Raw genomic sequence first — 22573 nt, 5'->3', positions numbered from 1 at the left:
AGCGCTTAGGTTTCCATGTTTCTGCTATTGGCGGATCTGAGCCTCAAGGTTTGGTTAGCGCGGTCTTACGACCATGGCTACGACTGGACGAAAATCTGTTCCGCCTCGTTAACTCGGCGGATACGTAGAAGGAGAGTGGTGGTAGAAGATGGATTCGAACCATCGAAGGCGTGAGCCAGCAGATTTACAGTCTGCCCCCGTTGGCCACTTGGGTATTCTACCGTGCCAATCTGTCCCCTGTTGCGAGGGGACGCGAATTAAGCCAAACACCCGCGCGCTTGTCAACCCGTCGTTCCTCCCCTATTTTCGCCCCCATGTTCGATTCGTTGACCGGCAAACTGCAGAATGTTTTTCGCAACCTGCGCGGCATGGGCAAGATCTCGGAGTCCAATGTCTCCGATTCCCTCCGCGATGTACGTATGGCGTTGCTCGACGCCGACGTGAACTTCAAGGTGGCCAAGGACTTCATCGAATCGGTGAAGGAGAAGGCCATCGGCCAGCAGGTCATCCAGAGCGTCCAGCCCGGCCAGCAGATCATCAAGCTCATCCATGATGAGATGGTGACGCTGCTCGGCGATACGAACGCCGGCCTGAATATCAGCGGCAATCCCGCCAACATCATGATGGTGGGTCTGCATGGCTCAGGCAAAACGACTTCCAGCGGCAAGCTCGCGAAACTGCTCGTGAAGCAGGCGCGACTGCCCCTCCTCGTAGCGTGCGACGTGTATCGTCCGGCGGCGATGGATCAGCTCGAGACGCTCGGCAAGCAATTGGACATCCCGGTGTTCCTGATGCGCGGTGAGACGGATGTACAGAAGATCGCGAAAGGTGCGCTGGAATTCGCGAAAGCGAATAATCGCAACACGCTGATCTTCGATACGGCGGGCCGTTTGCAGATCGATGAACCGCTGGTGCAGGAGCTGGTGAAGTTGCGCGATCTGATCAAGCCGCAGGAGATTCTCCTCGTCCTGGATGCCGCGACCGGCCAGGAAGCCGTGAATGTGGCGACGCACTTCGACAAGGCGTTGAACATCACGGGGGCGATCCTCACGAAGTTGGACGGTGATGCGCGCGGCGGTGCGGCGCTGAGCCTCAAGTCCGTCACGGGCAAGCCGATCAAATTCGCGGGCGTGGGTGAGAAGCTAGATGATTTCGAGCCGTTCCATCCGGAACGTATGGCATCGCGCATCTTGGGCATGGGTGACGTGGTGTCACTCGTGGAGAAAGCAGCGGAAGCCATTGATGAAGCCGAGGCGAAGAAGCTGGAAGAGAAGATGCGGAAGGGCGAGTTCACGCTCGAAGACTTCCTGGATCAGCTTCGCCAGATGAAAAAGATGGGTTCGCTGGAATCGCTCGTGGGACTTCTGCCCGGTGGCGCAGACATGGTGAAGGGTGCGGACCTCTCGAAGAGTGAAAAAGAGTTCCGCCGCATGGAGGGCATGATTTGCGCGATGACGTTGAAGGAACGTCGCCATCCGCAAATCCTCAATGCGCGCCGGCGTCAACGCATCGCGAAGGGCAGTGGCGTTTCCGTGGCGGAGGTGAACAGCATGTTGCAACGCTTCACGCAGATGCAAGCGATGCTGAAGAAGATGGGCAAGTTCCAGAAGATGATCGGCAAGATGGGTGGCAAATTGCCGCCGGGTGCCGGTGGTTTCCGGTAATGCCCGCCTGGTAAACGCCTTCAGGATTTGCGTGCTAAGAAATGGAAATGGTGCGCGATACAGGGTTCGAACCTGTGACCCCCACCGTGTCAAGGTGATGCTCTACCACTGAGCTAACCGCGCACTTCACGAACAGGGGCAGCAAAGAAGCCATAAGCCCGCCCATTTGGCAAGTGTGGATTTTCAGTGCCCCAATCGGGAAAAACCGCTCACTTCTTCTTCGCCGCCTTGATGATGTCCGCGATCTTCACCGGCTTGCCACCGGCGGCCTTGCTGGCATCTGCAGCTTCCATGAAGGCCAGAATCTCGATCGTCTCTTCCATCGGGACGGGTGCTTTGCCAGTCTGGAAGAAGGGCACGATCTCCTTCACGAGCGCGGCGTAGCCATCATATTTACCCACGGGGCTCTCGCCTTTTTCACCGATGGCTTTGCCGCCGTAAGCCTTGCTCTCCGTGAAGGTGCCTTTGCGACCACCCTTCCACGTGCCGGTCACCTGGATCTTGCCATCGGCCGTGGTGGTGCGCTCTACGGTTTCGCAACCGGTGCCCATCACCGTGAAGAGGGATTCCACGCCATGGATGCCATACCAGAAAAGATCAGGATGTGTAGAATCAATGTGCGCTGGGCTGGTCGTTTCTGCGCTCTGCACCTTGCCGACGCTGCCATTGCGCACGGCGATGGTCTCCTTGCCGAAACGCAACGAGGACGCGCTGAACACCGGCACCTTGTGTTTCTTGGCCAGTTCAAAGATGGCCAAGGCATCCTTCAAGGAAGCCGCCATCGGCTTGTCGATGAAAAGGGGTTTGCCCGCCTTGATGACTGGCGTGGCCTGGGCGAGGTGCGGGCGGCCATCAAGGCTCTCGAGCAATACCGCGTCCACGTTCTTGCAGAGTTCCTCGATGCTGTCGTAGATCTTCACACCGTATTGGGTAGAGATCTCATCCGCGTATTTGTCCACGCGCATCCAGCTGTTCGTGATGTCCTTGCTGCCGCCCTTGAAGGCGGCCACGACCTTCGCACCCTCCACATGATCCTTGGCTTTGGGATCGTTCAGGATCTTGGTGAAAGAAGGCACATGCGAGGTGTCCGTGCCGACGATGCCGAGACGCAGATCAGCGGCAGCAGCGGTGAAGGAACAGGCGATGAGTGCAGTTAAGGCAAGAAGAAGGCGGGCTTTCATGGTGTGGATTTACTTTCAAAACAACGCCGGCAGGCAAGCGGAAAACGGGGAAGAAGTTCCCCAACGCTTTACCAGCGTCTGAGATTCAGACTGAGTGTGGAGTGGAAGTCTTCAAAGTATTTGATCTCAAAGCATTCCGCGCCTCTAGGCACGAAAGATTCTTAGCGGCGGCTTTTCAAGCCGCCGACTCTATCATTAATGAGTAAGCGTCGCGTTAGCGACGCAAGAGACAACCCATCTTCGGTCACTACGTGACCGTGTTTTACTCGTGCTGCACAGCGGCTTAAAAGCCGCTGCTAAGAATCTTTTGGCCCTCCGGGCCATAGAAAACAAAAAAGCGTTGAAGGCATAACGCCTTCAACGCTCTTGATGAAAATCATTCCGTACCAATTAGAACTGCACTGTCGGCGCGTTCTTCGCCTCAGCAGGCGCTTCGAAGAACGGCTCTTCCTTGAAGCCCAGCATGCCCGCGATCAGCACCGCCGGAAAGGTCTGCACCGCCACGTTATGCTGTTGCGCGCTGTCATTGTAATACTGGCGGGCAAAGGCCACGCGGTTCTCCGTGCTGGTCAGCTCTTCCTGGAGCATGATGAACTGCTTGTCCGCCTTCAGCGCCGGATAATTCTCCGTGACCATCAGCAAGCGTGACAGCGCGGAGCTAAGCTCCCCTTCTGCCTTCATCCGCTCGGCCGTGCCAGCGGTGACATTCACGCTCGTAGCTTTCGCCCGAGCACTGATCACGGCGTCCAGCGTGGACTTTTCGTGTGTGGCGTAGCCTTTCACCGTGTTGACCAGATTCGGGATCAGGTCATGGCGGCGCTTGAGCTGCACATCGATCTGCGACCACGCATTGCGCACGGCCTGTCGCAGTTTCACGAGCCCATTGTAAACGCCCATGATGTAAAGTCCGATGATGAGGGCGATGCCCAGCAACACTCCCAAGGCTATTAATAACGCTACCATGACCGCACTTTAGCGGAACACACCACAGATGCAACCATGACCGGACTACAAGACTTGGGCACGTTTGGAATGGGTTAACCACAGATGGACACAGATTAACACAGATAAAGCAGTCTATTAAGCAACCTTGAGCGAACCGTAGTTTTTCTCCTTTCTGCTAAGAGATTTCCCCAATCTGTGTGTATCTGTGTCCATCTGTGGTTGTAAAACCATTCATGATTTCCGTGAAAACTTCGTTGTTTCGTCCGGGCAGAAGCAGGCGTATGCTCGCCTCATCTTTATCGCTATGAACAAGACGAACGAGCAGCTTTGGCAGCGTTTCCAGCAGCATTACACAGAGTTTCCCAGCATCGGCCTCTCCCTCGATCTGAGCCGCATGAACTTTGCGGACGATTATTTCTCCCGCATGAGCGCGCCCATCCAAGGCGCTTTCAAAGCGATGGCAGAACTCGAGAAAGGCGCCATTGCCAATCCCGATGAGAAGCGCATGGTGGGTCACTACTGGCTGCGCAATTCCGATCTCGCGCCGAACGCCGAGTTGAAGAAGGAGATCGATGACACGCTCAAGGCCGTGAAAGATTTCGCCGGGGTCGTTCATCGCGGTGAAACGCGCGGTGCCAATGGTGCGTTCAAGAACGTGCTCATCATCGGCATCGGCGGTTCCGCGCTCGGACCGCAATTCGTCGCCAACGCCCTCAGCCAGCCGAAGGCCGACAAACTGCGCCCGTTCTTCTTCGATAACACCGATCCCGATGGCATCGACAAAGTCCTCGCGCAACTCGATGGCCAGCTCGGTCAGACGCTCGCCGTCGTCATCTCGAAATCAGGCGGCACCAAGGAAACGCGCAACGGCATGTCCGAGGCGCGCGCAGCTTACACCCGTGCGGGATTGAAATTTGAAGACCACGCCGTGGCCGTCACGGGTGTCGGCTCGGAACTCGATAAAGTCGCCACGAATGGTTACTGGCTGCGCCGCTTCCCCATGTGGGATTGGGTGGGCGGCCGCACGAGCGAGCTTTCTGCCGTGGGCCTTTTGCCCGCCGCACTGCAAGGCCTCGATATCGATGGCCTCCTCGCCGGTGCCAAGGCTTGCGATACCGTCACCCGCTCCACCGATGTGAAGGCGAATCCCGCCGCGCAACTCGCGCTCATCTGGAAATACATCGACACCGGTGCCACGACGAAGGACATGGTCATCCTGCCTTACAAGGACCGTCTCGAGCTGTTCTCCAAGTATCTGCAACAGCTCATCATGGAATCGCTCGGCAAGGAGCATGATCTCAATGGCAAAGTCGTGAACCAGGGCATCGCCGTGTATGGCAACAAAGGTTCCACCGATCAGCACGCGTATGTGCAACAGCTTCGCGACGGCCGTCACAATTTCTTCGTGACCTTCGTGCAAGTGCTGAAAGATCGCGATGGCCAATCCCTCTTCGTGGAGCCGAACGTGACGTCAGGTGATTATCTGCAAGGCTTCCTGCTCGGCACGCGCACCGCGCTCTTCGAGAAAGACCGCGAATCCATCACACTCACCGTGAAGGATTGCTCGGCCTTCAGCATCGGTGTGCTCATCGCGCTGTATGAACGAGCTGTCGGCTACTACGCCACGCTCGCAAACATCAACGCCTACCACCAGCCAGGCGTGGAATCCGGCAAGAAAGCCGCGACCGCTGTGCTGAACATCCAGACGAAGCTCATCCAATACTTCATGGATAACCGCGGCAAAGGCTGGACCGTGCAGCAGCTTGCGGAAGGCATCAGCGCGCAGAACGACATCGAGACCGTCTTCCACATCGTGGAACATCTCGCCGCGAATCCCGAACGCAGCATCCGCAAGACCACTGGCGCGACACCGTTTGCTTCTACCTATCTGCTGGCGTAAGGAGAAGAAGCCGACCACAAAGGTGCAATTTTACAAATCAAGGCGGCTGATTATTCAGCCGCCTTTTTGCTTTCGCGGGGTAGGGCCGGCTGATGTCAGGCGGCAACCGTTTGGATCGTGACCACGTTCGTTAGAACGCGCTAACTTAGTCCCCTTTTCCCTGTTTGCCCCAACGCCTCATCAAACGCCGCTGCCTCCGTGTAAATTCGCATCCGTGAACCGAATTGGGTGAATCGTTGCACGAAGCCCGCCGTCAATTCGATGAAGCGGGAACCACACAGGATGTTCAAGCGGCGGATGCGGTCACGATGCGTGATCATCCACTGCGCCCAGTCCGCACTGACATCAAGAGACGCACCGGCGGTTGTGCGGGCATCCACGAAGATCTCCACCATCAGCACTTCACCGATGGTTCGCTCCAGTTCGCGAAAGGGTGTATCGCCAAACTCGCCGACATCACGGCCCGTAAAGCGCAGCACGACGACATCACTAGCAGGACGCTCGATGGTGAGACTGGCGTGGCGGCCTTGGTAAAACCGTGCTTCACTGCCGCCAGGGCGCAATGGAGAAAGTATGTGCATAGCGATAATCGCCTGAAAGATTGGTCCGCAATGGGAAGAATGCAAATGACTGTATGCCCGGGCAGGTTTCAGTATGCTTGCAGACAATCGACATGCTTACGAAAACGACACGGTGCGGTGAATTCGGGCACAAAGAATTTTTGATCGAGTGCGATGATGTGCTGGTGCAGGCGGGGACGACGCGCTGGTTCATCGACTGGCTGGAATCGTCTGTGCAAGCGGGCAAGGTATTCGCGCCGGGTCAGCATGTGCAGCTCGGCTGGAGCATCCTGAAGGTGATGCCAGAAGTGGATAATTATCTATCCTTCTCTGAACCCGATTTCTCCAGTTCACCGATCCAGTTCGTGCCGGGTGTTTCGCAGAGCTTGCAGCATCTGTTCATCCAGAAATCCATCGCGGAAAGCATTGGGGTGAAAGAGGAGCTAACGATCCCATCGTTACAAACGTCTGCGATCATCTGTTCGCGGTTCTCCATCGAGAAGCCGCTGTTCTTCAGCCGCTCGGAACCGGTGGAGAAGGATTCGGGCTGGTTCTTCGGTTGCCTGGACCAGACGCACAATCACAGCGTGGTGGAGGAGTTGCGCAAGGTGTCGCTCTATGAAGCGGCGTTGCGTCATGGTTTTCGCATGGTGCCGTATCTCGGTTTACCGGCAGGCACGGATGTGATCTTGGTGGGCAAGGAGATCGAAATTTATCGGGATCGGAAACCGATGGCTCTCCAGCCGGGCAGTTACTTGGCGGAGCTTTTGCAGAAGAGGTAGGTAGAAAAGGCCGAACTTTCCGGACATTGCGCCGTTCTACCGAGGATGGTTTATCACCGCTCCATTGACGCTTTGCGCTTTTCCATCAAACTTTCCCCGTAACCGCCCCGCCGGAGAGACGTCATTTCTTATGGGCACATGCTTGGGACAGGTCGCATATGGCTGATGAGACGCTAGATATAGCGGCCTGCCTCCAGCGTGTCCGGGCGAGGGATGAAGAGGCCGCGCGACAGTTGGTGGCGCATCTTTATCCCTTGGTGATCAAGATCGTGCGGGCGCACCTGCCTCGTCGGATGGCGGAAGAAGATCTGGCCCAAGAGATTTTTTTGAAGATGTTCGCGAATCTGGACCAGTATCGCGGGGCAGTGCCCTTCGAGCATTGGGTATCGCGGGTGGCGGTGAGCACGTGTCTGGATTCGTTGCGATTCCATAAGCGGCGACCGGAACTCCGCTGGGCGGACTTGAACGAGACGGAAGCGGAAGTGCTGGACGCGGTGATCCAGAGCGAGAACGAACCGCATCCATCGCAGACGATGGCGGCGAATGAACTGGTGGGCAAACTGCTCGATTGTCTGGGGCCCGAAGACCGTTTGGTGATCCAGTTGCTGGACTTGGAAGAGAAGTCGGTGGCCGAGATCAGCGAACTGACGGGTTGGGGTGCCTCAATGGTGAAAGTCCGGGCTTTCCGGGCACGGGCAAAATTGCGAAAACATCTCGCCGAGCTCGAGCGGGGTAAAAAGAAGTGAAGTCATGAGTGCAGAAAAAGAGAACTGGGAAAAGCTGGTGAAGCTGGCCCGGCAGGCTCCAAAAGCCGCCGAGCCGGAGATGCCGCTGGGCTTTGCCACGCGTGTGGTAGCGAACTGGCCCAAGACAAACGCCCCTTCGCTCGAAGTCATCTGGGAAAAGCTTTCCCTGCGCTTCCTCGGTGTGGCTTTGGCCATCATGCTGGTGACGGTCGGTTTCGGTTACTCGGCCATCGCCAGCGACAGTCAGGACATGGTGCGAATGACGGATAGCGTCTTGGGATCAGTCTTGGAGCCATGAGTTTTTTACGCCATTGGAAGATCGCAGCTTTGCTGATCGCACTTTTTGTCGTCGGCATGGTAACAGGCGCTGTGCTGACCGTGGCGGCCGTCAAAAAGATCGCCCGCGAAAACGACAACTGGCCGGTGGCCACGTATCGTCTCTACAAGAAACGGCTCAAGCTGACTCCAGAACAGGAGCAGAAGCTCCGGCCTACGTTTGAACTGGCAGGTGAGGAGCTGCGCGGAATCCGCCGGGATACGCTGCACGATGTCTTCGAAGTGATCCGCCGCGCGAATGTGGAGGTAGAGAAAGAACTGACCGCCGAGCAAAAGGCGGAGTTCGGGAAGCTGAAAGAAGACATCAGCAAACATCTCGAGGATCGACGCAAGGAAACCAAAAATCCCCGTCTGTAGCCTGCCGGGCAATCGTCTGTCTTCGGCTGCGTGAATCAGTTTTACCAGGTCTAACTGCGACTTGAATCGGAAGCCCGTTGGACCATGCTGTGCCGCATCCATGGAAACCACGCACCCGATTCCAGCAAGGCGGCCGAGACGCTGGCCCTTGTTTACCGGAGTCGCCTGCTTGCTCTTGTCCGCTCTCGTCATCGTCTACCTGGCGGTGACGGCTTTGCCGCCTTTCTACAGTCCGCCGGATGCAGTGAGGAAGGGGAGTGATTATGCGGGAAAAATTGATCCACCAAAATCCTCGCTGAAGCCCGATCCCAAAACCATCCCTCCGCCTGTTTTTACCATCATCACCAATTCAGGCCGGATCACGATCAAGTATCCCTCATCCTCAGTCCGGGAAATCGTGACTCCGCCTTACACCGTGCATCGGCTGGAAGGCGGACAGACCATCAAACTGGATGACGTTTCATTGCGATTGAAGCGGATCGGGCATGCTTGGGATCCTTCACCTCTGGCTCGGGTACGCGGATCAACCCACCGTAACGCTCCTGCCCAGTTTTATCATCCGGACTTGCGTCCGCTCTCGGAAGCCGAGACGCAACTGGCATTCTCGCAATCCACAGATCGGCTCGTCGAGTTGCAGAACAACCGGCCATCCTTCCGTTTTGATCTGGAGATAACTGGTGGCACTTGGCGGATGTTGCGAACCGGCCTGTATGACGCGCAAACACAGGCATCCATCAATGTTTTTACCGTTAACCGGTTCACCACCGAAGGCTACTGGTTCGGGACCGCCCCTCACCTCTGGCATTCGACATCTGTCGATCTGGTTTTCGATCTGGCCGTAGGAATGGTGCAAGAGATGGAAATCCCGTTCCAAAGGAACATGACCTTCTACGTGGATAATGTACGGTATGATCTGATCCACGCAGCCAATGACAGCGGTGGTGGTTCGCGTATCTACAACAAAGACATGGTAGAGATTCCTGCTCCATCACCTGTTCCTTTATCCCACCCGCAAAGCATTCTGCTATACCACCCTTCCCATGCACCGAGCGACAAACTCTTTGAACTTATCTATCTGGATGGCAGCGGAAAACGGATCACCCACAGCGGTTCTGGAGGGGTTTATAGTGACATCATCGAGACAGTGGAGGCACGTCTCGAAGAAATCAGGACGGTGCGCATCATGAAGTACGGAGGGCTTCATCGGGTCGTGATCCGTTTGCCTGGCTTGCCCGGTCTGCCTGATGAACCGGTGCAAAACCTCTTTGCCGTGCGTGCGCCGTATCTGCAGTTTCACAACAACTCGGAACAACTTGTTTACGTCCTGCTCATCACACAACTGGACATGCAGTGGACCTCACCTTGCTCGGCTCCTTCCGCCGCCTATCCTCGCTTTTTTACCAATGCCACAGCGGCAGATGTGCTGGAGGATTACGCCAGATTATGCGGCGCACCCGGTTCGTTCTACGTTGACCAGGAGAACCTTACCATCAAACAAGGCCAGGTTCCGTGGCTCATGGAAGCAAAGGAAAAACTGGAACGGACATGGGAAAAACTCACGACCCCATGAGCATGTTCCGCATGTTTGTCCTCGTACTTATGGCGCAGGCGCGGAAGCGCGCTCACTTCTTCTGCAGGAACACGTGCACGCCCTTCTTGTTACTGGAGAGCACATCCATCTTCTTGTCTCCGTTCAGATCGCCCACGGTGATCTGTGTGCCCACGCCGGAATTGTCATCCACGAGGTGCGGGATGAACTCCGCGGTCTTGCCCTTGCGCTTCAGCTCGAACCAATAGATAACCGCTGCCGCATCCGGTTCCGCGTCTTTGCCCGGGCCATGCGCCCAGAAGCGTTTGCCGGTGACGAAATCTTTCAAGCCGTCGCCGTTCATATCCGCTGCCACGAGTGCGTGGATCTGGGTGAATTTCACGCCTTGCGGATTATCCGTTTCCTTCGTGTTCACGAGGATGTGTTCCTTGAAGCTGATCTGGCCGTTCTCACGCACCTGCTCATACCACGCGAGGCCATAGCCGTGACCGTCCCAGCTCGTGATCACATCGTTCAGTTTGTCACCATTCACATCGTAGCAAAGCATCTGCGCGCCGCCGCGCATGCCGGTGGGCACGAAGTTGAACTTGTGCTGCGTCCACTGCTCGCCTTTACGGAAATCCTTCGGCTGCTCGAACCAGCCTTCTTTGTCCAGGATGTCCGCCTTGTCGTCGCCATTGATGTCACCTGCGCCGTAGCCGTGGTAATAGCGGAAATATTTTTTATCGTCCTTCGCCGAGATGGGCCAGAACTTCGCCTTGGCCGTAGGATTCTTCCAATCGATCTCCGCGAAGCCCAGTTGCCCGCCGGTGTAAGCGAGGATCTCTGGTTTGCCATCACCCGTCACATCCGCGAAGTCAGGTGATTCACCATCCGTCACGTCGAAGATCACGCTCTTCACCCACTCGCCGCCCTTGTTCTGCGGATTGCGATACCACGAGGTGTCCTTGCCCGGCCAGGAATAGACGAGGATGTCCGTCCAACCGTCATTATCGAAATCATACGCGTAGCTCAGGAAGTAATCCGAGTAGCTCTTGGCTCCATCGTAATTTTTCTCCGGCGGCTTCGTGTATTCGTGACGCTGCTTGAAGTCCGGACCCGCATACCAGTATGGCCCGGCGCAGATGTCCATCTTGCCGTCCTTGTTAAAATCTCCGTAATGCGCGCCCTCGGACCAGAACACATCCGTTACTTGGATGCGTTCAAAGGAGCTTTTCTTGTCGGCAGCAGAAACACTTGTGACCAAGGCCAAAGCGGCGATGGCAGTCGGGCAAAAAACACGTTGGAACATGCCGCTATGATTAAGCCTCAAGGCCGCAGGGTCAAGCCGCACAGAACGGAACAACGTTCGCTATCTCCTGAACAGACGCCGCAAGGGTGCCTTCAATAGCGCGAAAGCGGCGCACAGCCCGGCGGCAATCGGTGCCACGCCTACTTCCGGCACCTTGCGGAAAGAAACTTTCGATATGCCGAATTCTTGCGCGTCTGGATTGTTGCCCGCGATGTTCCCGGAGCTGCCATAGGTGAATTGGATGCTGCTTATCTCATTTGTGAATGTAATATTCACATCGCCCGCACTTGAACCCGGGGCGACCGTGTCTTCACCTTGAGCAACTCCATTGTTATAGCTGACAGAGCTTCCAACCGTAACAACCGGTGTCACGGAACCCTTCTCACCTGTGGCGCTTATACCGGAGAGCAGATCTTGGTAGGCGAAGTTCGAGCTGTTGCCTTTCCGGTCTGCATCAATGTCATAGAGCGAGAAGGATACCCCAGTCACGGGCGTATTCAGGAACGTGATGGTCACGGTGATAGTGCTGGACGTGTTGGAAAAATCCAGATTTGCCTCCAAGGCCGATGCGGCGATGGCTGGCGAACCGCTCGCCAAGGAAGAAGTGCTTCCACTAAAGCTTACCATGATGTCGTTAAATCCGTCCGAATCTACATCGTAAGACTGACTAAGCGAACCTGGTGTCCAAGTGACTGCCGACCAGTCCAGCACAATGGCAAAAACAGGTGATCCAAACAGCAGACAGAGAGCGATAATGATACGTACTCGCCACATCCAACTCGACTGTAGCAAAAAAAGACAACTTGTGGCAATAAAGGCAAAGTCCTCTAGCGGTGAGGGCTAGGTAGCCTTGAACAGAAGTTGAACAAAAGAGGGTGGGAGCTGCTTTACAATAACGTTAGATTGGTCAAAATGAGACTTACCCATTGACGCCCCAACATTTAGTGTGCTACCTCTGCATTACCACATTCAGAAGTGGTGGTAGTAGCCGAGTAGTGTTATGCGCTGTCCGAAGTGCGCCGTCCAAGAAGATAAGGTGATTGATTCGCGGTCCTCCCGCGAAGGCTCTACTATCCGCCGACGCCGCGAATGTCTTGGCTGCGGACACCGCTTCACTACCTACGAGGAGATCGAACGCGCCCGGCTCATGGTGATCAAGCACGATGGGCGTCGCGAAGAGTTCTCCCGGGAGAAGCTCTTCTCCGGCATCCAAATGGCATGCCGGAAATTGGCCGTGCCCTCAGACAAAATCGAGGCCTTAGTGGATCGCATCGCCGAGGATATCACGGACAAGTATGAGCATGAGGTGCCGTCCATGGCCGTGGGTGAGCGGGTGATGGAAGGATTGCGCGAGCTCGACCACGTGGCCTACGTACGCTTTGCCAGTGTTTACCGTGGATTTCAGGAAGCCACGGATTTCGTTCAGGCCGTTAAAAAATTGGAGGTGCGACATGATACAGCTACGTTCCGATTGCCTGGTCTTTAAACTCGCCAACGGTGACTCCATCCCCTGCTCGGTCGAGCAGGTGACGGTGGAACTCATCGGCGATGCGGCGAATGATCTCGATCCCGATGTCATCCGCCACGCGGCCGCCGCCGTGCTGCATTACTTCAAGCACGAGCAAGGTCGTGAATACGTCTCCATCACGGAATTCTCCGAGGCGCTCGAGCATGTGCTCCAGAGCTTCGGTCTCGCCGTGAACCACGACATTTCCGCCAAGACCGGAGGAACTGTCGCCGCTTCCAAACAATCTGCGCAACCTCAAGGCAACATCGTCCGCAGTGATCTGCGCCGGCTTGCGTATGATTCCGGCAAAGGGTTCGAGCTCAATTTTTTCCCCTGTCTCCGCAAGGAGATGGAGCAACTGCTGGTGAAGACGCCGAACGTCATCTGTTTCACCGGCCTGCGCAGTTGCGTGAAGCAACTCGTCGGCGCGCGGCGGTGGACCGGTCGCTGCCAGGAGCTCAATGATCAGATCGTGGAATACCTCCGCGAGTGCCTCACTAAAGAGCCGCACCACGGCGACTGCGCTTTAGTGGTGCAGTAATAATTTCTCCTTTATCCCGGTAGGGCGAGAGTCCTCTCCAGCCCTTGCCAGTTTCCGTTGCTTCCCCTTGATCCCGAGGGCGCGAAAACCATCTTCGCACTCAAGCGCAAATGACCTGAAACCTGAGACCAGAAACTCGAAACTTATTTCCCCATCAACCACCCCAACGCCTTCGGCAGTTCCTCCCGCCATGGGCCCGTGGCATGAGCCCCTTCATGCAGGCTGTATGTCACCGTGCCGCCCAGTGATTCCAAAAGCCGCGCGCCGTTTTGCACCCCCTCGATCTGCGTGATCTCCTGCCGTAAGCCGCTTGGTGCATGCGTCAATCCCTTCGCTGTTTCCTTATCCCCCACGCTGAGCCAGAATTTTCCGTTCGTGCGCGGCCAATCCAGTTGCTTGCCCTGCAACCACCAGAAGGAACCTGACTGACACAACGCCCGCGAAAACACCGTCGGAAATTTTAACACCGCATACGCACTCGCCAAACCGCTCAAGCTCACGCCGCAGATCAAGTGATCGCCCGTTTCGATCTTCGCATTCCGCGCCTTCGCCCACGCCACCACTTCTTCCGCGATGAATTTTGTATAAACATCATCACACGTGAAATTCGCGTGCCGCGCTTCCATGTTCACGTGCGAGACAAACACACACGTCATCTGTGGGATCGCGCCGCTGCTCATCAATTCCGTGAGGACTGGCAGGGCTTTCATGTTCCCCAGATAGATCTCTGCATCGAGGATCACGCACAAAGGATGCGTTTCATCGCTCGGCCCCGGCACGAGCCACAACGTACGTGTGTACTCGCCCGAGGCACTGGTGATCGTGTGTTGAGTCATTCTAAAATCGTTTGAAACCATCCCGGCGCTTCGGGTTTGGGAGCCTGCCACTGATACTCTCGCTCACCGCCCATGTTCGACCAGGTCACGATCGTCAGCAAGCCTTCCGCCGACCAAGCGAGTCGCTTGATGATGCCGGGATTCTGCACATGCACGATGATCTTTCTCTTCCGCTCCAGATCAAACACCACCGCGTGTGTGTTCGGCCCTTGCGATGAATCCACCAATTCCTCCACCGCCAGAAAACGCGAATCCGCACTAAACGCCATCACCTCACCAAACTCACCCGCTGTATCCATCGACGTGCCCAAGACTTTTACACTGCCATACAATGGCGTGCCCATGCGCACCTCGTTGTAGCCGCTCGGCACCACCTCATATTTTCCATTGGGCGATTTCATTTTATGTGATGACGATGATCCCTCCATCTGGCGAACGAAACGTGTGTGTTTCACCATACAGAGATTCTCCATATTCATACGGATACCCGAGCGCTTTGACGCGAGCGATCTCGGCGTCATCATAATCGCACAGCATCAGATTGAAATCCGCTTTGCGTCCTGGTGCGCTGCTTTCCTCCAGATTAAAATTCAATTCACCGCGCCGCACATATGCTGCGCGACCGCTCTCAAACAAAGGCGCCAGCTGACTCCGCGTTTCATCGATGGCGAAACCCAAGTCCGCGAAGAACTTTTTCATCGCGTCATAATTCGCCGTTGAGAACGCGAGGATGTAAACGGAATCGCTCATACAATCCCTTGTGACAAAAGTAGAAATCGCCTACTCCTCGCTTTCAAACAAAATCATCTCACCAAGATCATGAGCTGAAGAATGCCAACGGCGTTCCGTCCCCAAGCCCAACGTTGCGACACTCTCGCGGAGCTACGTTGGGTCACCGCGTTTTGATTTTTTCCCCAACCCCAAAGCGGGTTGCGTCGCCAAACAGGAGCGCGGCATTTATGCCGCATCAACATTCGCGAATCAGAAGGCGTTGCCGATTTTAACGCGTTCGAGTTTTCGTACCTTGAAGCGGTCCCGCATGCGGGACCGCGCTCCTTTCGCTTCGTGCTAGTTCGTACGCTTCACACCACACTCACGCACATAATAGATATCCCACTCCTCCTCACGCACCGGCACGAAACCATGCTGCTGATAAAACCGGTTCGACTCACTCCCGCGCAACGCCCCCACATGAATCGCTTTTTGCGCCGCATCCGCCTGTGCGATCAACCGCTTCATCACTTGCGAGCCGATCCCGCGCGATTGGTGCGACGGATGCACATACAGATGATCCAGATGAAACCCATCCGCCAACAGTCGAAACGTGTAGAACCCCACGCGCTCGCCTTCCCACAAAATGAACTGGGTATGCTCCGGATAAAAAGAATTCTGCAAACGAATCCGCGCCCGCTCCGGATCAAATCTCCCCACCCGCTCCAAACTCTCCCGCATCGCCGCGATGCGGAGAACGAGGAGAGTGTCGAAGTCTGTGGAAATAACAGATGTAAAATTGATGCTTGCGATATAATCCTCCCAATGAATCACCGCTTTCGTCTCCGGATAAATTTCCACGTAATAATCATGCTCAAGCGTGCGTACATTTCCGCGAATCAATACAACATCACAATATGGGGACAATGCCGCACGTCTCCGCTTCAATCTCTCCGTCCACTCTGGCCCGCGCGGGCTTAAACCAATCTGCTCATCCAGAAATTCGATATACGATCTGTCGAATTGATGCTCTTCCAAATCAGAAACTTCCGCCACGTGCTCACGCAGAGCCTCTGGCAGAGACTGGCCAGCATCTATCGCATCAATGAAAGCGGTCTTTAAATTCGTTTCCACGAAACTCGGGTGAATTTTTATTTGGCTTGATTCTCCCCCAATAGCGGATTCTTTCTGTCTCTCCAACGCCTAGCACTAGCTGGATTTCGCAAAGCAGCAAGAAGTGCTGACCCGAACTCATAAACACAAGAGTCAAAACCAGCTTCCTTGAATGCCGCATTGCCGTAAACAGTCATTGTTTCCCACAACGCGAAATAGTCAGCATTACGTGCTCCAGGAAAAGTATCGTCTTCCGGATGGTCATATGAATATTGGCATGCTGATAAATCATTTGAATGATGCCCTCGGCAAGCAAATGGGCGCACTGGGTAAACAGAACAAACCGAATCTACAAGCAGAGGACATACCACATTTGTAGTTTCGTGCTGTGCTCGAGTCAGTGGAGCAATCCTTTTCACGTGTACTTCCAAGCGGGCGAGTAATTCTTCTCGCTGTTTCGCAGAGAATTTTTCTCCGATGAAATCTGCAACAGCAAAAACTTCATGGGCCCTAACATGGACACGTAGGACACAACACAGCGCACAACCTTGTCTACAAGCCAAAGTTAGCTTTTTGGTTTTCAAGAAGCCTTCTGCGTTGGCATCCGCCGCAACAAAATACTGCCGCGTAGCAAGTCGAACTCCTGCTTGGGTTGAATCGCCTTTGAGGTTCGAAAGCAGTTCTTCAGTGGGGTTCATTTCTCATTCCTAAGCGGTAGTATGGTATGCTTGAATTAAATCGGTTTGTCCATCTTAGTCCTATTGGACTTTTTCGACCTTATTAAATCAACCGTTGATGCGTGACGAAATTATTTCTGAGGCGCGGGGCTGCGGGTTGAAACCCACGTCTACTCACTGGTGTTCGCTACGCAAACTAGGAGCGCGGCATTCATGCCGCCTAAATATTCGCACATCAAACGATGTAGGTTTATTTCAACGCGTTGGAGTTGTCGCACGTTTAGGCGGGTTAAAACCCGCGCTCCCTTGCTCCGGTTTCGCCCCATTCGCGCAATTCGCGTCAAGCCGCTCTTCCTTTTCCTAGTTTCCCTCTACTTGCCCGCTATGATACGGTGTCCTCGCCTCGTCAGTTAAGTCAGAGCGATATTATGAAAGCACTGGTCGTCAGTTTGCTGTTGCTGATTGGCGTGGCGATGATTGTTTTGGCGCCGCGCGTAGGCGAGGTAGTGAGTGAGATCGGTATGAAGCCGCCGCAACCCGCATGGTCCAAACAGCCCGCGAAGGAATATAAGACGGACTCGAACGGAGTCATTCGTCTCTTGCGCATCGTCGGGGGCGTGCTGATTTTGTTGGCCTTGGTGGTTGGAATATTATGGCGTATTAAAAACGCTAGTTGATTAGTTGTAACTAATTACTAATTAACGGTTTACGAGTTTAAAAATGTTCGTCTATCCGCGTCAGTTTGAGGTGATTGTGGTGGGGTCCGGTCATGCCGGCGTTGAGGCTGCCCTCGCGGCGGCGCGCATGGGGGCGAGCACGCTCATGCTCACGATCAATGCCGATACCATCGGCCAGATGTCTTGCAACCCGGCCATCGGTGGCTTGGCCAAGGGGCATCTCACACGCGAGATCGATGCCCTCGGCGGCGAGATGGGCAAGTGCACGGACATGACGGGCCTGCAGTTCCGCATGCTCAACACCAAGAAGGGCCCATCCGTCTGGGCACCTCGGGCGCAGTGCGATAAGAAGGCCTACCAGTTCCGCATGAAGTGGATCTGCGAGCGGCAGGAGAATCTGGACATCAAGCAGGGCCAGGCCGCGAAGCTCCTTTTCCGCGATGGTGAGGTCTATGGCGTGGAGACGACCCTCGGCGTGCAGTATCTCGGCAAGACGGTGATCATCACCACGGGCACGTTCCTGCGCGGGCTCATGCACATCGGCAGTACCCAGCAACAGGGTGGTCGCGCCGGTGAAGCGGCGGCGATGGGTCTGTCCGGTTCGCTGAAGGAAATCGGCGTGGAACTCGGTCGCCTCAAGACCGGCACCCCGCCTCGTCTCCTCAGCCGCACGATTGATTTCACGAAGACCGAGAAACAGGACGGCGATGAGCCGGTGCCGTACTTCACCTATTGGAAGGACGATTTGTTCCACGTGGAACATTCCGGCATCAACCCGCGCGACATCGGCCATTCGCAGGGCAAGTATCCGCCCGGCTCCATCCTCGACCGCATCAACGGGCAGATGAATTGTTTCATCACCTACACCTCGGATAAAACCGCCGAGCTGATCCGCGCGAACCTGCACAAGTCCCCGATGTATTCCGGCGTGATCGAAGGCGTCGGCCCGCGCTATTGCCCGTCCATCGAGGATAAGATTGTGCGCTTCGCCGAGAAGGAACGGCACCAGATTTTCCTCGAGCCCGAGGGCATCAGCACGGACGAAATCTACGTGAACGGCTTCTCCACCTGCCTGCCTTTCGAGGTGCAGGTGGAGATGGTGAAGTCCATCATCGGCTGCGAAAACGCCGAGATTCTCCGCCCCGCCTACGCCGTGGAATACGACTTTTCCTATCCCACGCAGCTCCATCCTTCACTGGAAACCAAGGTGTGCCGGAACCTGTTTCTTGCGGGTCAAATCAATGGCACGTCCGGTTATGAAGAGGCTGGGGCGCAAGGACTTATGGCGGGTATCAATGCCGCCCGACGTGTCCAGAGCAAGGAACCGATCGTCCTCCGCCGTGACCAGGCTTACATCGGCGTGTTGATCGATGATCTCGTCACGAAAGGCACCACGGAGCCCTATCGCATGTTCACCTCCCGTGCCGAGTATCGCCTGCTCCTGCGCCAAGATAACTGCGATGCCCGCCTCTCCCAGCTCGGCTACGACATCGGCCTCTTGCCGAAGCGGAACTACGATAAATTTGTCTCCAAGCAACAGACGATTGAGGAAGAGATGACGCGCTTGAAGTCCGTGCGCGTCGGCACGCTTACCCTATCCCAAATGCTTCTCCGCCCCGAGGTGACCTATAAAGACTTGCCCGCCGCGAACCAGAACACCGCCCTCAGCACGCACGTCCTGGAGCAAATCGATATCCTTCATAAGTACTCTGGCTACATCGAGCGCCAGGAGGAAGAGGTCGCCAAGTTCCGCACCATGGAGGATAAGCAGATCCCGCCATGGCTGGACTACGCGAAGATTCCCAGCCTCCGCACCGAGGCGCGCCAGAAGCTGACGAAGATTCAACCCGCCACCCTCGGCCAAGCCCTCCGCATCTCTGGCATCTCCCCGGCGGATGTCACCCTGCTCATGGTCGCCATGAAGCGCGGCAACGGCAACCCCGGCAACGGCGGATTCGAATCCGGCATCCCGGTTCCAGTTTCCCCCATCGCCCCCGTCACCGCCCCAGCGAGTTCCCGCTCCTCAGACGACGACAACGCTTGCGGCGCCGCCGAACACTTCGACGGCCCCACCGGCCACAACTCCTGCTGCGGGGATCTGTAAGTGGAGCGCCGGCCTCCGGCCCGGCTCGAAAGGGAACGGAATGTTCCACGTGGAACATTCCTTCCGTAGCCACCGAGATAGGGAGGCAGAACTAGCCAACCACGGAGACACGGAGGACTCGGGAGGGGATTTTTTCAACCGAATGGGGTCAACGAATGAAAGAGGATTGACTAGATTCGGATCAGGAGATTCGGCATCTTCCTCTCCGTATCTCCGTGGTAAACCTCCCTCTGAATGTTCCACGCGGAACATTCTCCATCCGAGGGATTATAGAAACGCCGTCTCAAACTACCCAAAGGATAGAGCAGGGGACTCATAATCCCTCGGGTAACCAACGAGCCACAACTCAAATCTCAGTTGGTAGCCCAGAGGATTGAAAATCCTCGTGTCGCCCTCACGCGATTTTACCAGCCGCCAGCCCAATCCCAATTCGGCTAAAAATCCCCTTTCAAGTCTCACCCCACAGCTAGGGGATAGATCAGCGGTTAGAGGAGGGGACTCATAATCCCTTGGTTACTGGATGTGTCCACAAGTCCCCGCACACCCCTTCCCCCAACCGCATGAATATTTCGCATCTTAATGTTCCACGTGGAACATTCGAGCCTAGCCGCCGAGGTGGCGAGGTGGAAATAACCAACTACGGAGTCACAGAGAGTACGGAGGGAGGGGAAAGTTTCAACCGAATGGGATCAAACGAATGAGGAGGAGATTGTTCATGTATGGAATAGCTAAAGTCAGATTTGTCTTAGCCTCAGTGCTCTCCGTGTCTCCGTTGGTTTAACTCCCTCACGCCGCCATCGTCTTGAACAACCGCCGCACTGCTTCCACCCGACGCCGGTTCGCGCCCATATCCGAATACCCTACCCGCGAAGCCGACCGCACATGTATGATCTTCCGATTATCATCCACCAGAAACTCCATATCGCTCATGAACCCGAACACCAAGCTCTCGAATTCCGCGTGTAGGTAAACCTTGTCATCCGCCAAAACGGTAGTCCCCGGTAATCTATCTACCGCCATACGGAGCCGCACTTTAGCCTCTTCAATCGGACCATTATAATAAATAGGCTCCACCTTCTGCATCTGTTCCTCCGCCTGGCTGCTCACGCAAGTCTTCCGCATTGGACACGTCTGCAGCTTCCCATTCACAGGCCGCACCCGTATAGCCCGGGGCGAAACCGCCATCACCATTAATCGCAGGGCAATCAAGCCCATGATCAATCCAAAGAATGTCCAAGCCATAGCTACCTCACTTCCACTCATTCTCTAACCTGCAAAACGCATGATTTTTGCCATCGCCAATCGTTTAGATAGCCAAAAAAATGCCAGTCAAACTTGTGAAAAGCATGAATTTTAAAATATTTCACAGACGCGACATTTTATTGTGTAAATATTTAATAATTAGTATTTTACATACTATACTCGGCAGTTTCATCCGCTTCCGCCCAAGAGAAGATTAACGTTATAGTCTCTTTCTCAATCTTTTTAAAACACGTAGAGCAAAAACATGAAACTGGTTCTTCCGCGCTTGCACGGAATCCGCCCCTCCAGCATAACACTCCCATGCTCGCCAAGGTCAGTTCAGCCTCTGTTCAAGGAATCGACGCCTATCCCGTGGAAGTCGAAGTGAACAGCGCATTTGGCGACCTCAAGATTGTCATCGTCGGCCTGCCTGATGCCGCTGTCCGCGAGTCCATTGACCGCGTCGGCACCGCCATGACGAATTCCGGTTTCAAGTTCCTCATGGGCCGCACGACCATCAATCTCGCTCCTGCCGATGTGCGGAAGGAAGGCCCCAGCTTCGATCTCCCCATAGCCGTCGGCATGCTCGCCGCAAGTGAACAGTTCGCCAGCGACCAGCTCGAGAACTTCGTCCTCACCGGTGAACTCGCTCTTACTGGCGCCGTCCGTCCCGTGAAAGGCGTCCTCGCCATGGCCCTCCGCGCGAAGGCTGAAGGTAAGGCCGGTATCCTTGTCCCCGTGGATAACGCGCCCGAAGCTGCCGTGGTGAAGGGCTTGAACGTCATCCCCGTTCGCAATCTCCGCGAAGCCGTCGGTTTCCTCGAAGGCGAAGTGAAGATCGCCCCCTTGCGCGTGGATGTGAACGGCATCTTCGATCAGCCGCACGATGACGATGTCGATTTCAGCGAGGTAAAAGGGCAGGAGACCGTGAAGCGCGCCCTCGAGATCGCAGCCGCTGGTGGCCATAATCTTCTGCTCATCGGCCCACCTGGTACTGGCAAGTCCATGCTTGCGAAACGTCTGCCCACGATTCTTCCGCCGCTCACGCTCGATGAAGCGCTGGAGACGACGAAGATCCACAGCATCGTCGGCCTGTTGAATGCCGGTCAGGCGCTCGTCACGCGACGTCCCTTTCGCTCACCGCATCATACCGCGAGTGATGCGGGCTTGCTCGGAGGTAGCATGAACCCCACGCCGGGCGAGATCTCCATCGCGCATCACGGCGTGTTGTTCCTGGATGAATTGCCGGAATTTAAACGCAGCGCGCTCGAGACGATGCGCCAACCGCTCGAAGAAGGCAAAGTCACCATCTCACGGGCCGCCGGCACGATGACCTTTCCATCTCAATTCATGCTCATTGCGGCGATGAATCCGACTCCGGATGGAAAAATGCCTGCTGAATCGAGAAGCTCGCCACGCGATATCCAAAATTATCTGAACCGCATCTCTGGCCCGTTGCTCGATCGCATCGATATCCATGTAGAAGTGCCGCAGGTGAAATTTCAGGAGATGACGAATGGCAAGCCCGGCGAAAGCTCGGCTGTGATCCGTGAACGTGTGATGGCCGCGCGGCAGGTGCAGCTAAAACGTTTCGCGAGCAAACCCAAGCTCACGTGCAATGCGCGCATGGGCAGCAAGGAATTGAAAGCGTATTGCGCGCTCGATGACCAGGCGCGTGACATGCTCCAACTCGCGATGAGTGATATGAATCTCAGCGCCCGCGCTTACGATCGCATCCTGAAAGTCGCGCGCACCATCGCCGATCTCGCGGGCACGGAGAATATCCAGAGCGATCACCTCGGTGAGGCCATCCAGTTCCGTTCACTCGATCGGCAGTTGTGGACTTAACACAAC

The 22573-nt window shown here is 55.6% G+C and carries 23 protein-coding genes and 2 tRNA genes; 12 read left to right on the top strand and 13 right to left on the bottom strand.

Going from position 1 to position 22573, the window contains the following annotated elements:
• Window positions 1-136: 136 nt before the first annotated feature.
• Window positions 137-222: transfer RNA gene (locus VGH19_22050), tRNA-Tyr, on the bottom strand.
• Between the two features lie 92 nt (window positions 223-314).
• Between VGH19_22050 and ffh the strand changes: the two genes are divergently transcribed.
• Window positions 315-1664 (top strand): signal recognition particle protein, encoded by a 1350-nt coding sequence (ffh, locus tag VGH19_22045; GenBank protein HEY1174063.1) that lies wholly within the window; start codon window positions 315-317, stop codon window positions 1662-1664.
• A 48-nt stretch (window positions 1665-1712) separates the two neighbouring features.
• On the opposite strand, the gene VGH19_22040 is transcribed toward ffh, so the two are convergent.
• The 3 genes from VGH19_22040 to VGH19_22030 all read right to left on the bottom strand — a co-directional run bounded on the left by VGH19_22040 (window position 1713) and on the right by VGH19_22030 (window position 3808).
• Window positions 1713-1787: transfer RNA gene (locus tag VGH19_22040), tRNA-Val, on the bottom strand.
• Window positions 1788-1873: 86 nt separating this feature from the next.
• Complete coding sequence (locus VGH19_22035) at window positions 1874-2845, bottom strand: Gfo/Idh/MocA family oxidoreductase (protein ID HEY1174062.1); 972 nt, start codon at window positions 2843-2845, stop codon at window positions 1874-1876.
• 390 nt (window positions 2846-3235) lie between these two features.
• Window positions 3236-3808: a LemA family protein gene (locus VGH19_22030; protein HEY1174061.1), complete on the bottom strand. Its 573-nt coding sequence runs from the start codon at window positions 3806-3808 to the stop codon at window positions 3236-3238.
• Between the two features lie 286 nt (window positions 3809-4094).
• Here VGH19_22030 and VGH19_22025 point away from each other — a divergent pair, with 286 nt between their 5' ends.
• Window positions 4095-5690, top strand: a complete 1596-nt coding sequence (locus VGH19_22025) for a glucose-6-phosphate isomerase (GenBank protein ID HEY1174060.1) — start codon at window positions 4095-4097, stop codon at window positions 5688-5690.
• A 140-nt stretch (window positions 5691-5830) separates the two neighbouring features.
• On the opposite strand, the gene VGH19_22020 is transcribed toward VGH19_22025, so the two are convergent.
• Window positions 5831-6271 (bottom strand): hypothetical protein, encoded by a 441-nt coding sequence (locus VGH19_22020; protein ID HEY1174059.1) that lies wholly within the window; start codon window positions 6269-6271, stop codon window positions 5831-5833.
• A 92-nt stretch (window positions 6272-6363) separates the two neighbouring features.
• Here VGH19_22020 and VGH19_22015 point away from each other — a divergent pair, with 92 nt between their 5' ends.
• From VGH19_22015 to VGH19_21995, 5 genes are all read left to right on the top strand, one after another.
• Window positions 6364-7032 (top strand): hypothetical protein, encoded by a 669-nt coding sequence (locus VGH19_22015; GenBank protein ID HEY1174058.1) that lies wholly within the window; start codon window positions 6364-6366, stop codon window positions 7030-7032.
• 158 nt (window positions 7033-7190) lie between these two features.
• Window positions 7191-7778, top strand: a complete 588-nt coding sequence (locus tag VGH19_22010) for a sigma-70 family RNA polymerase sigma factor (protein ID HEY1174057.1) — start codon at window positions 7191-7193, stop codon at window positions 7776-7778.
• 4 nt (window positions 7779-7782) lie between these two features.
• A complete protein-coding gene (locus VGH19_22005) occupies window positions 7783-8076 on the top strand; it encodes a hypothetical protein (GenBank protein HEY1174056.1) in 294 nt (97 codons plus the stop codon).
• A complete protein-coding gene (locus tag VGH19_22000) occupies window positions 8073-8471 on the top strand; it encodes a hypothetical protein (GenBank protein ID HEY1174055.1) in 399 nt (132 codons plus the stop codon). The genes VGH19_22005 and VGH19_22000 overlap by 4 nt, the downstream gene beginning before the upstream one ends.
• A gap of 100 nt (window positions 8472-8571) precedes the next feature.
• Entirely contained in the window at window positions 8572-10041 is a 1470-nt protein-coding gene (locus VGH19_21995) for a hypothetical protein (GenBank protein ID HEY1174054.1), read from the top strand.
• 52 nt (window positions 10042-10093) lie between these two features.
• Here the strand turns inward: VGH19_21995 and VGH19_21990 are convergent, their stop codons facing one another.
• Together VGH19_21990 and VGH19_21985 are read right to left on the bottom strand one after the other, a co-directional pair.
• Window positions 10094-11311: a VCBS repeat-containing protein gene (locus tag VGH19_21990; protein HEY1174053.1), complete on the bottom strand. Its 1218-nt coding sequence runs from the start codon at window positions 11309-11311 to the stop codon at window positions 10094-10096.
• Window positions 11312-11371: 60 nt separating this feature from the next.
• Window positions 11372-11938, bottom strand: a complete 567-nt coding sequence (locus VGH19_21985; GenBank protein HEY1174052.1) for a hypothetical protein — start codon at window positions 11936-11938, stop codon at window positions 11372-11374.
• 373 nt (window positions 11939-12311) lie between these two features.
• Between VGH19_21985 and nrdR the strand changes: the two genes are divergently transcribed.
• Together nrdR and VGH19_21975 are read left to right on the top strand one after the other, a co-directional pair.
• A complete protein-coding gene (gene nrdR, locus VGH19_21980) occupies window positions 12312-12797 on the top strand; it encodes a transcriptional regulator NrdR (protein HEY1174051.1) in 486 nt (161 codons plus the stop codon).
• Window positions 12763-13359, top strand: a complete 597-nt coding sequence (locus tag VGH19_21975) for a hypothetical protein (GenBank protein HEY1174050.1) — start codon at window positions 12763-12765, stop codon at window positions 13357-13359. The genes nrdR and VGH19_21975 overlap by 35 nt, the downstream gene beginning before the upstream one ends.
• A gap of 143 nt (window positions 13360-13502) precedes the next feature.
• Here the strand turns inward: VGH19_21975 and VGH19_21970 are convergent, their stop codons facing one another.
• From VGH19_21970 to VGH19_21950, 5 genes are all read right to left on the bottom strand, one after another.
• On the bottom strand, window positions 13503-14195 hold the full coding sequence (locus VGH19_21970; protein HEY1174049.1) for an alpha/beta hydrolase-fold protein: 693 nt from the start codon (window positions 14193-14195) through the stop codon (window positions 13503-13505).
• Window positions 14192-14596 (bottom strand): hypothetical protein, encoded by a 405-nt coding sequence (locus VGH19_21965; GenBank protein HEY1174048.1) that lies wholly within the window; start codon window positions 14594-14596, stop codon window positions 14192-14194. Before VGH19_21965 ends, VGH19_21970 begins: the two co-directional genes overlap by 4 nt.
• A gap of 1 nt (window position 14597) precedes the next feature.
• Complete coding sequence (locus tag VGH19_21960) at window positions 14598-14945, bottom strand: hypothetical protein (GenBank protein HEY1174047.1); 348 nt, start codon at window positions 14943-14945, stop codon at window positions 14598-14600.
• Between the two features lie 318 nt (window positions 14946-15263).
• Window positions 15264-16040, bottom strand: a complete 777-nt coding sequence (locus VGH19_21955) for a GNAT family N-acetyltransferase (GenBank protein HEY1174046.1) — start codon at window positions 16038-16040, stop codon at window positions 15264-15266.
• A 17-nt stretch (window positions 16041-16057) separates the two neighbouring features.
• Window positions 16058-16717 carry a YkgJ family cysteine cluster protein gene (locus VGH19_21950; GenBank protein ID HEY1174045.1) on the bottom strand — a complete coding sequence of 220 codons (660 nt, stop codon included), beginning with the start codon at window positions 16715-16717 and terminating at the stop codon, window positions 16058-16060.
• 407 nt (window positions 16718-17124) lie between these two features.
• Between VGH19_21950 and VGH19_21945 the strand changes: the two genes are divergently transcribed.
• Window positions 17125-17373: a hypothetical protein gene (locus tag VGH19_21945; protein HEY1174044.1), complete on the top strand. Its 249-nt coding sequence runs from the start codon at window positions 17125-17127 to the stop codon at window positions 17371-17373.
• A 43-nt stretch (window positions 17374-17416) separates the two neighbouring features.
• A complete protein-coding gene (locus VGH19_21940) occupies window positions 17417-19477 on the top strand; it encodes a tRNA uridine-5-carboxymethylaminomethyl(34) synthesis enzyme MnmG (GenBank protein ID HEY1174043.1) in 2061 nt (686 codons plus the stop codon).
• 786 nt (window positions 19478-20263) lie between these two features.
• Here the strand turns inward: VGH19_21940 and VGH19_21935 are convergent.
• On the bottom strand, window positions 20264-20719 hold the full coding sequence (locus tag VGH19_21935) for a DUF1499 domain-containing protein (protein ID HEY1174042.1): 456 nt from the start codon (window positions 20717-20719) through the stop codon (window positions 20264-20266).
• A gap of 321 nt (window positions 20720-21040) precedes the next feature.
• Between VGH19_21935 and VGH19_21930 the strand changes: the two genes are divergently transcribed.
• On the top strand, window positions 21041-22567 hold the full coding sequence (locus VGH19_21930; protein ID HEY1174041.1) for a YifB family Mg chelatase-like AAA ATPase: 1527 nt from the start codon (window positions 21041-21043) through the stop codon (window positions 22565-22567).
• The last annotated feature ends 6 nt before the right edge of the window (window positions 22568-22573 follow it).

The sequence above is a fragment of the Verrucomicrobiia bacterium genome, from assembly GCA_036405135.1.
Lineage (GTDB): Bacteria > Verrucomicrobiota > Verrucomicrobiia > Limisphaerales > JAEYXS01 > JAEYXS01.
Note: the sequence above shows the minus strand (reverse complement) of the source record. Positions and strands in the feature narration are given on the sequence as shown.

Coding starts and splice junctions, on each gene's coding strand:
- ffh (HEY1174063.1), top strand. CDS start 315: ATGTTCGATTCGTTGACCGGCAAACTGCAGAATGTTTTTCGCAACCTG.
- VGH19_22035 (HEY1174062.1), bottom strand. CDS start 2,845: ATGAAAGCCCGCCTTCTTCTTGCCTTAACTGCACTCATCGCCTGTTCC.
- VGH19_22030 (HEY1174061.1), bottom strand. CDS start 3,808: ATGGTAGCGTTATTAATAGCCTTGGGAGTGTTGCTGGGCATCGCCCTC.
- VGH19_22025 (HEY1174060.1), top strand. CDS start 4,095: ATGAACAAGACGAACGAGCAGCTTTGGCAGCGTTTCCAGCAGCATTAC.
- VGH19_22020 (HEY1174059.1), bottom strand. CDS start 6,271: ATGCACATACTTTCTCCATTGCGCCCTGGCGGCAGTGAAGCACGGTTT.
- VGH19_22015 (HEY1174058.1), top strand. CDS start 6,364: ATGCTTACGAAAACGACACGGTGCGGTGAATTCGGGCACAAAGAATTT.
- VGH19_22010 (HEY1174057.1), top strand. CDS start 7,191: ATGGCTGATGAGACGCTAGATATAGCGGCCTGCCTCCAGCGTGTCCGG.
- VGH19_22005 (HEY1174056.1), top strand. CDS start 7,783: ATGAGTGCAGAAAAAGAGAACTGGGAAAAGCTGGTGAAGCTGGCCCGG.
- VGH19_22000 (HEY1174055.1), top strand. CDS start 8,073: ATGAGTTTTTTACGCCATTGGAAGATCGCAGCTTTGCTGATCGCACTT.
- VGH19_21995 (HEY1174054.1), top strand. CDS start 8,572: ATGGAAACCACGCACCCGATTCCAGCAAGGCGGCCGAGACGCTGGCCC.
- VGH19_21990 (HEY1174053.1), bottom strand. CDS start 11,311: ATGTTCCAACGTGTTTTTTGCCCGACTGCCATCGCCGCTTTGGCCTTG.
- VGH19_21985 (HEY1174052.1), bottom strand. CDS start 11,938: ATGGTAAGCTTTAGTGGAAGCACTTCTTCCTTGGCGAGCGGTTCGCCA.
- nrdR (HEY1174051.1), top strand. CDS start 12,312: ATGCGCTGTCCGAAGTGCGCCGTCCAAGAAGATAAGGTGATTGATTCG.
- VGH19_21975 (HEY1174050.1), top strand. CDS start 12,763: ATGATACAGCTACGTTCCGATTGCCTGGTCTTTAAACTCGCCAACGGT.
- VGH19_21970 (HEY1174049.1), bottom strand. CDS start 14,195: ATGACTCAACACACGATCACCAGTGCCTCGGGCGAGTACACACGTACG.
- VGH19_21965 (HEY1174048.1), bottom strand. CDS start 14,596: ATGAAATCGCCCAATGGAAAATATGAGGTGGTGCCGAGCGGCTACAAC.
- VGH19_21960 (HEY1174047.1), bottom strand. CDS start 14,945: ATGAGCGATTCCGTTTACATCCTCGCGTTCTCAACGGCGAATTATGAC.
- VGH19_21950 (HEY1174045.1), bottom strand. CDS start 16,717: ATGAACCCCACTGAAGAACTGCTTTCGAACCTCAAAGGCGATTCAACC.
- VGH19_21945 (HEY1174044.1), top strand. CDS start 17,125: ATGAAAGCACTGGTCGTCAGTTTGCTGTTGCTGATTGGCGTGGCGATG.
- VGH19_21940 (HEY1174043.1), top strand. CDS start 17,417: ATGTTCGTCTATCCGCGTCAGTTTGAGGTGATTGTGGTGGGGTCCGGT.
- VGH19_21935 (HEY1174042.1), bottom strand. CDS start 20,719: ATGGCTTGGACATTCTTTGGATTGATCATGGGCTTGATTGCCCTGCGA.
- VGH19_21930 (HEY1174041.1), top strand. CDS start 21,041: ATGCTCGCCAAGGTCAGTTCAGCCTCTGTTCAAGGAATCGACGCCTAT.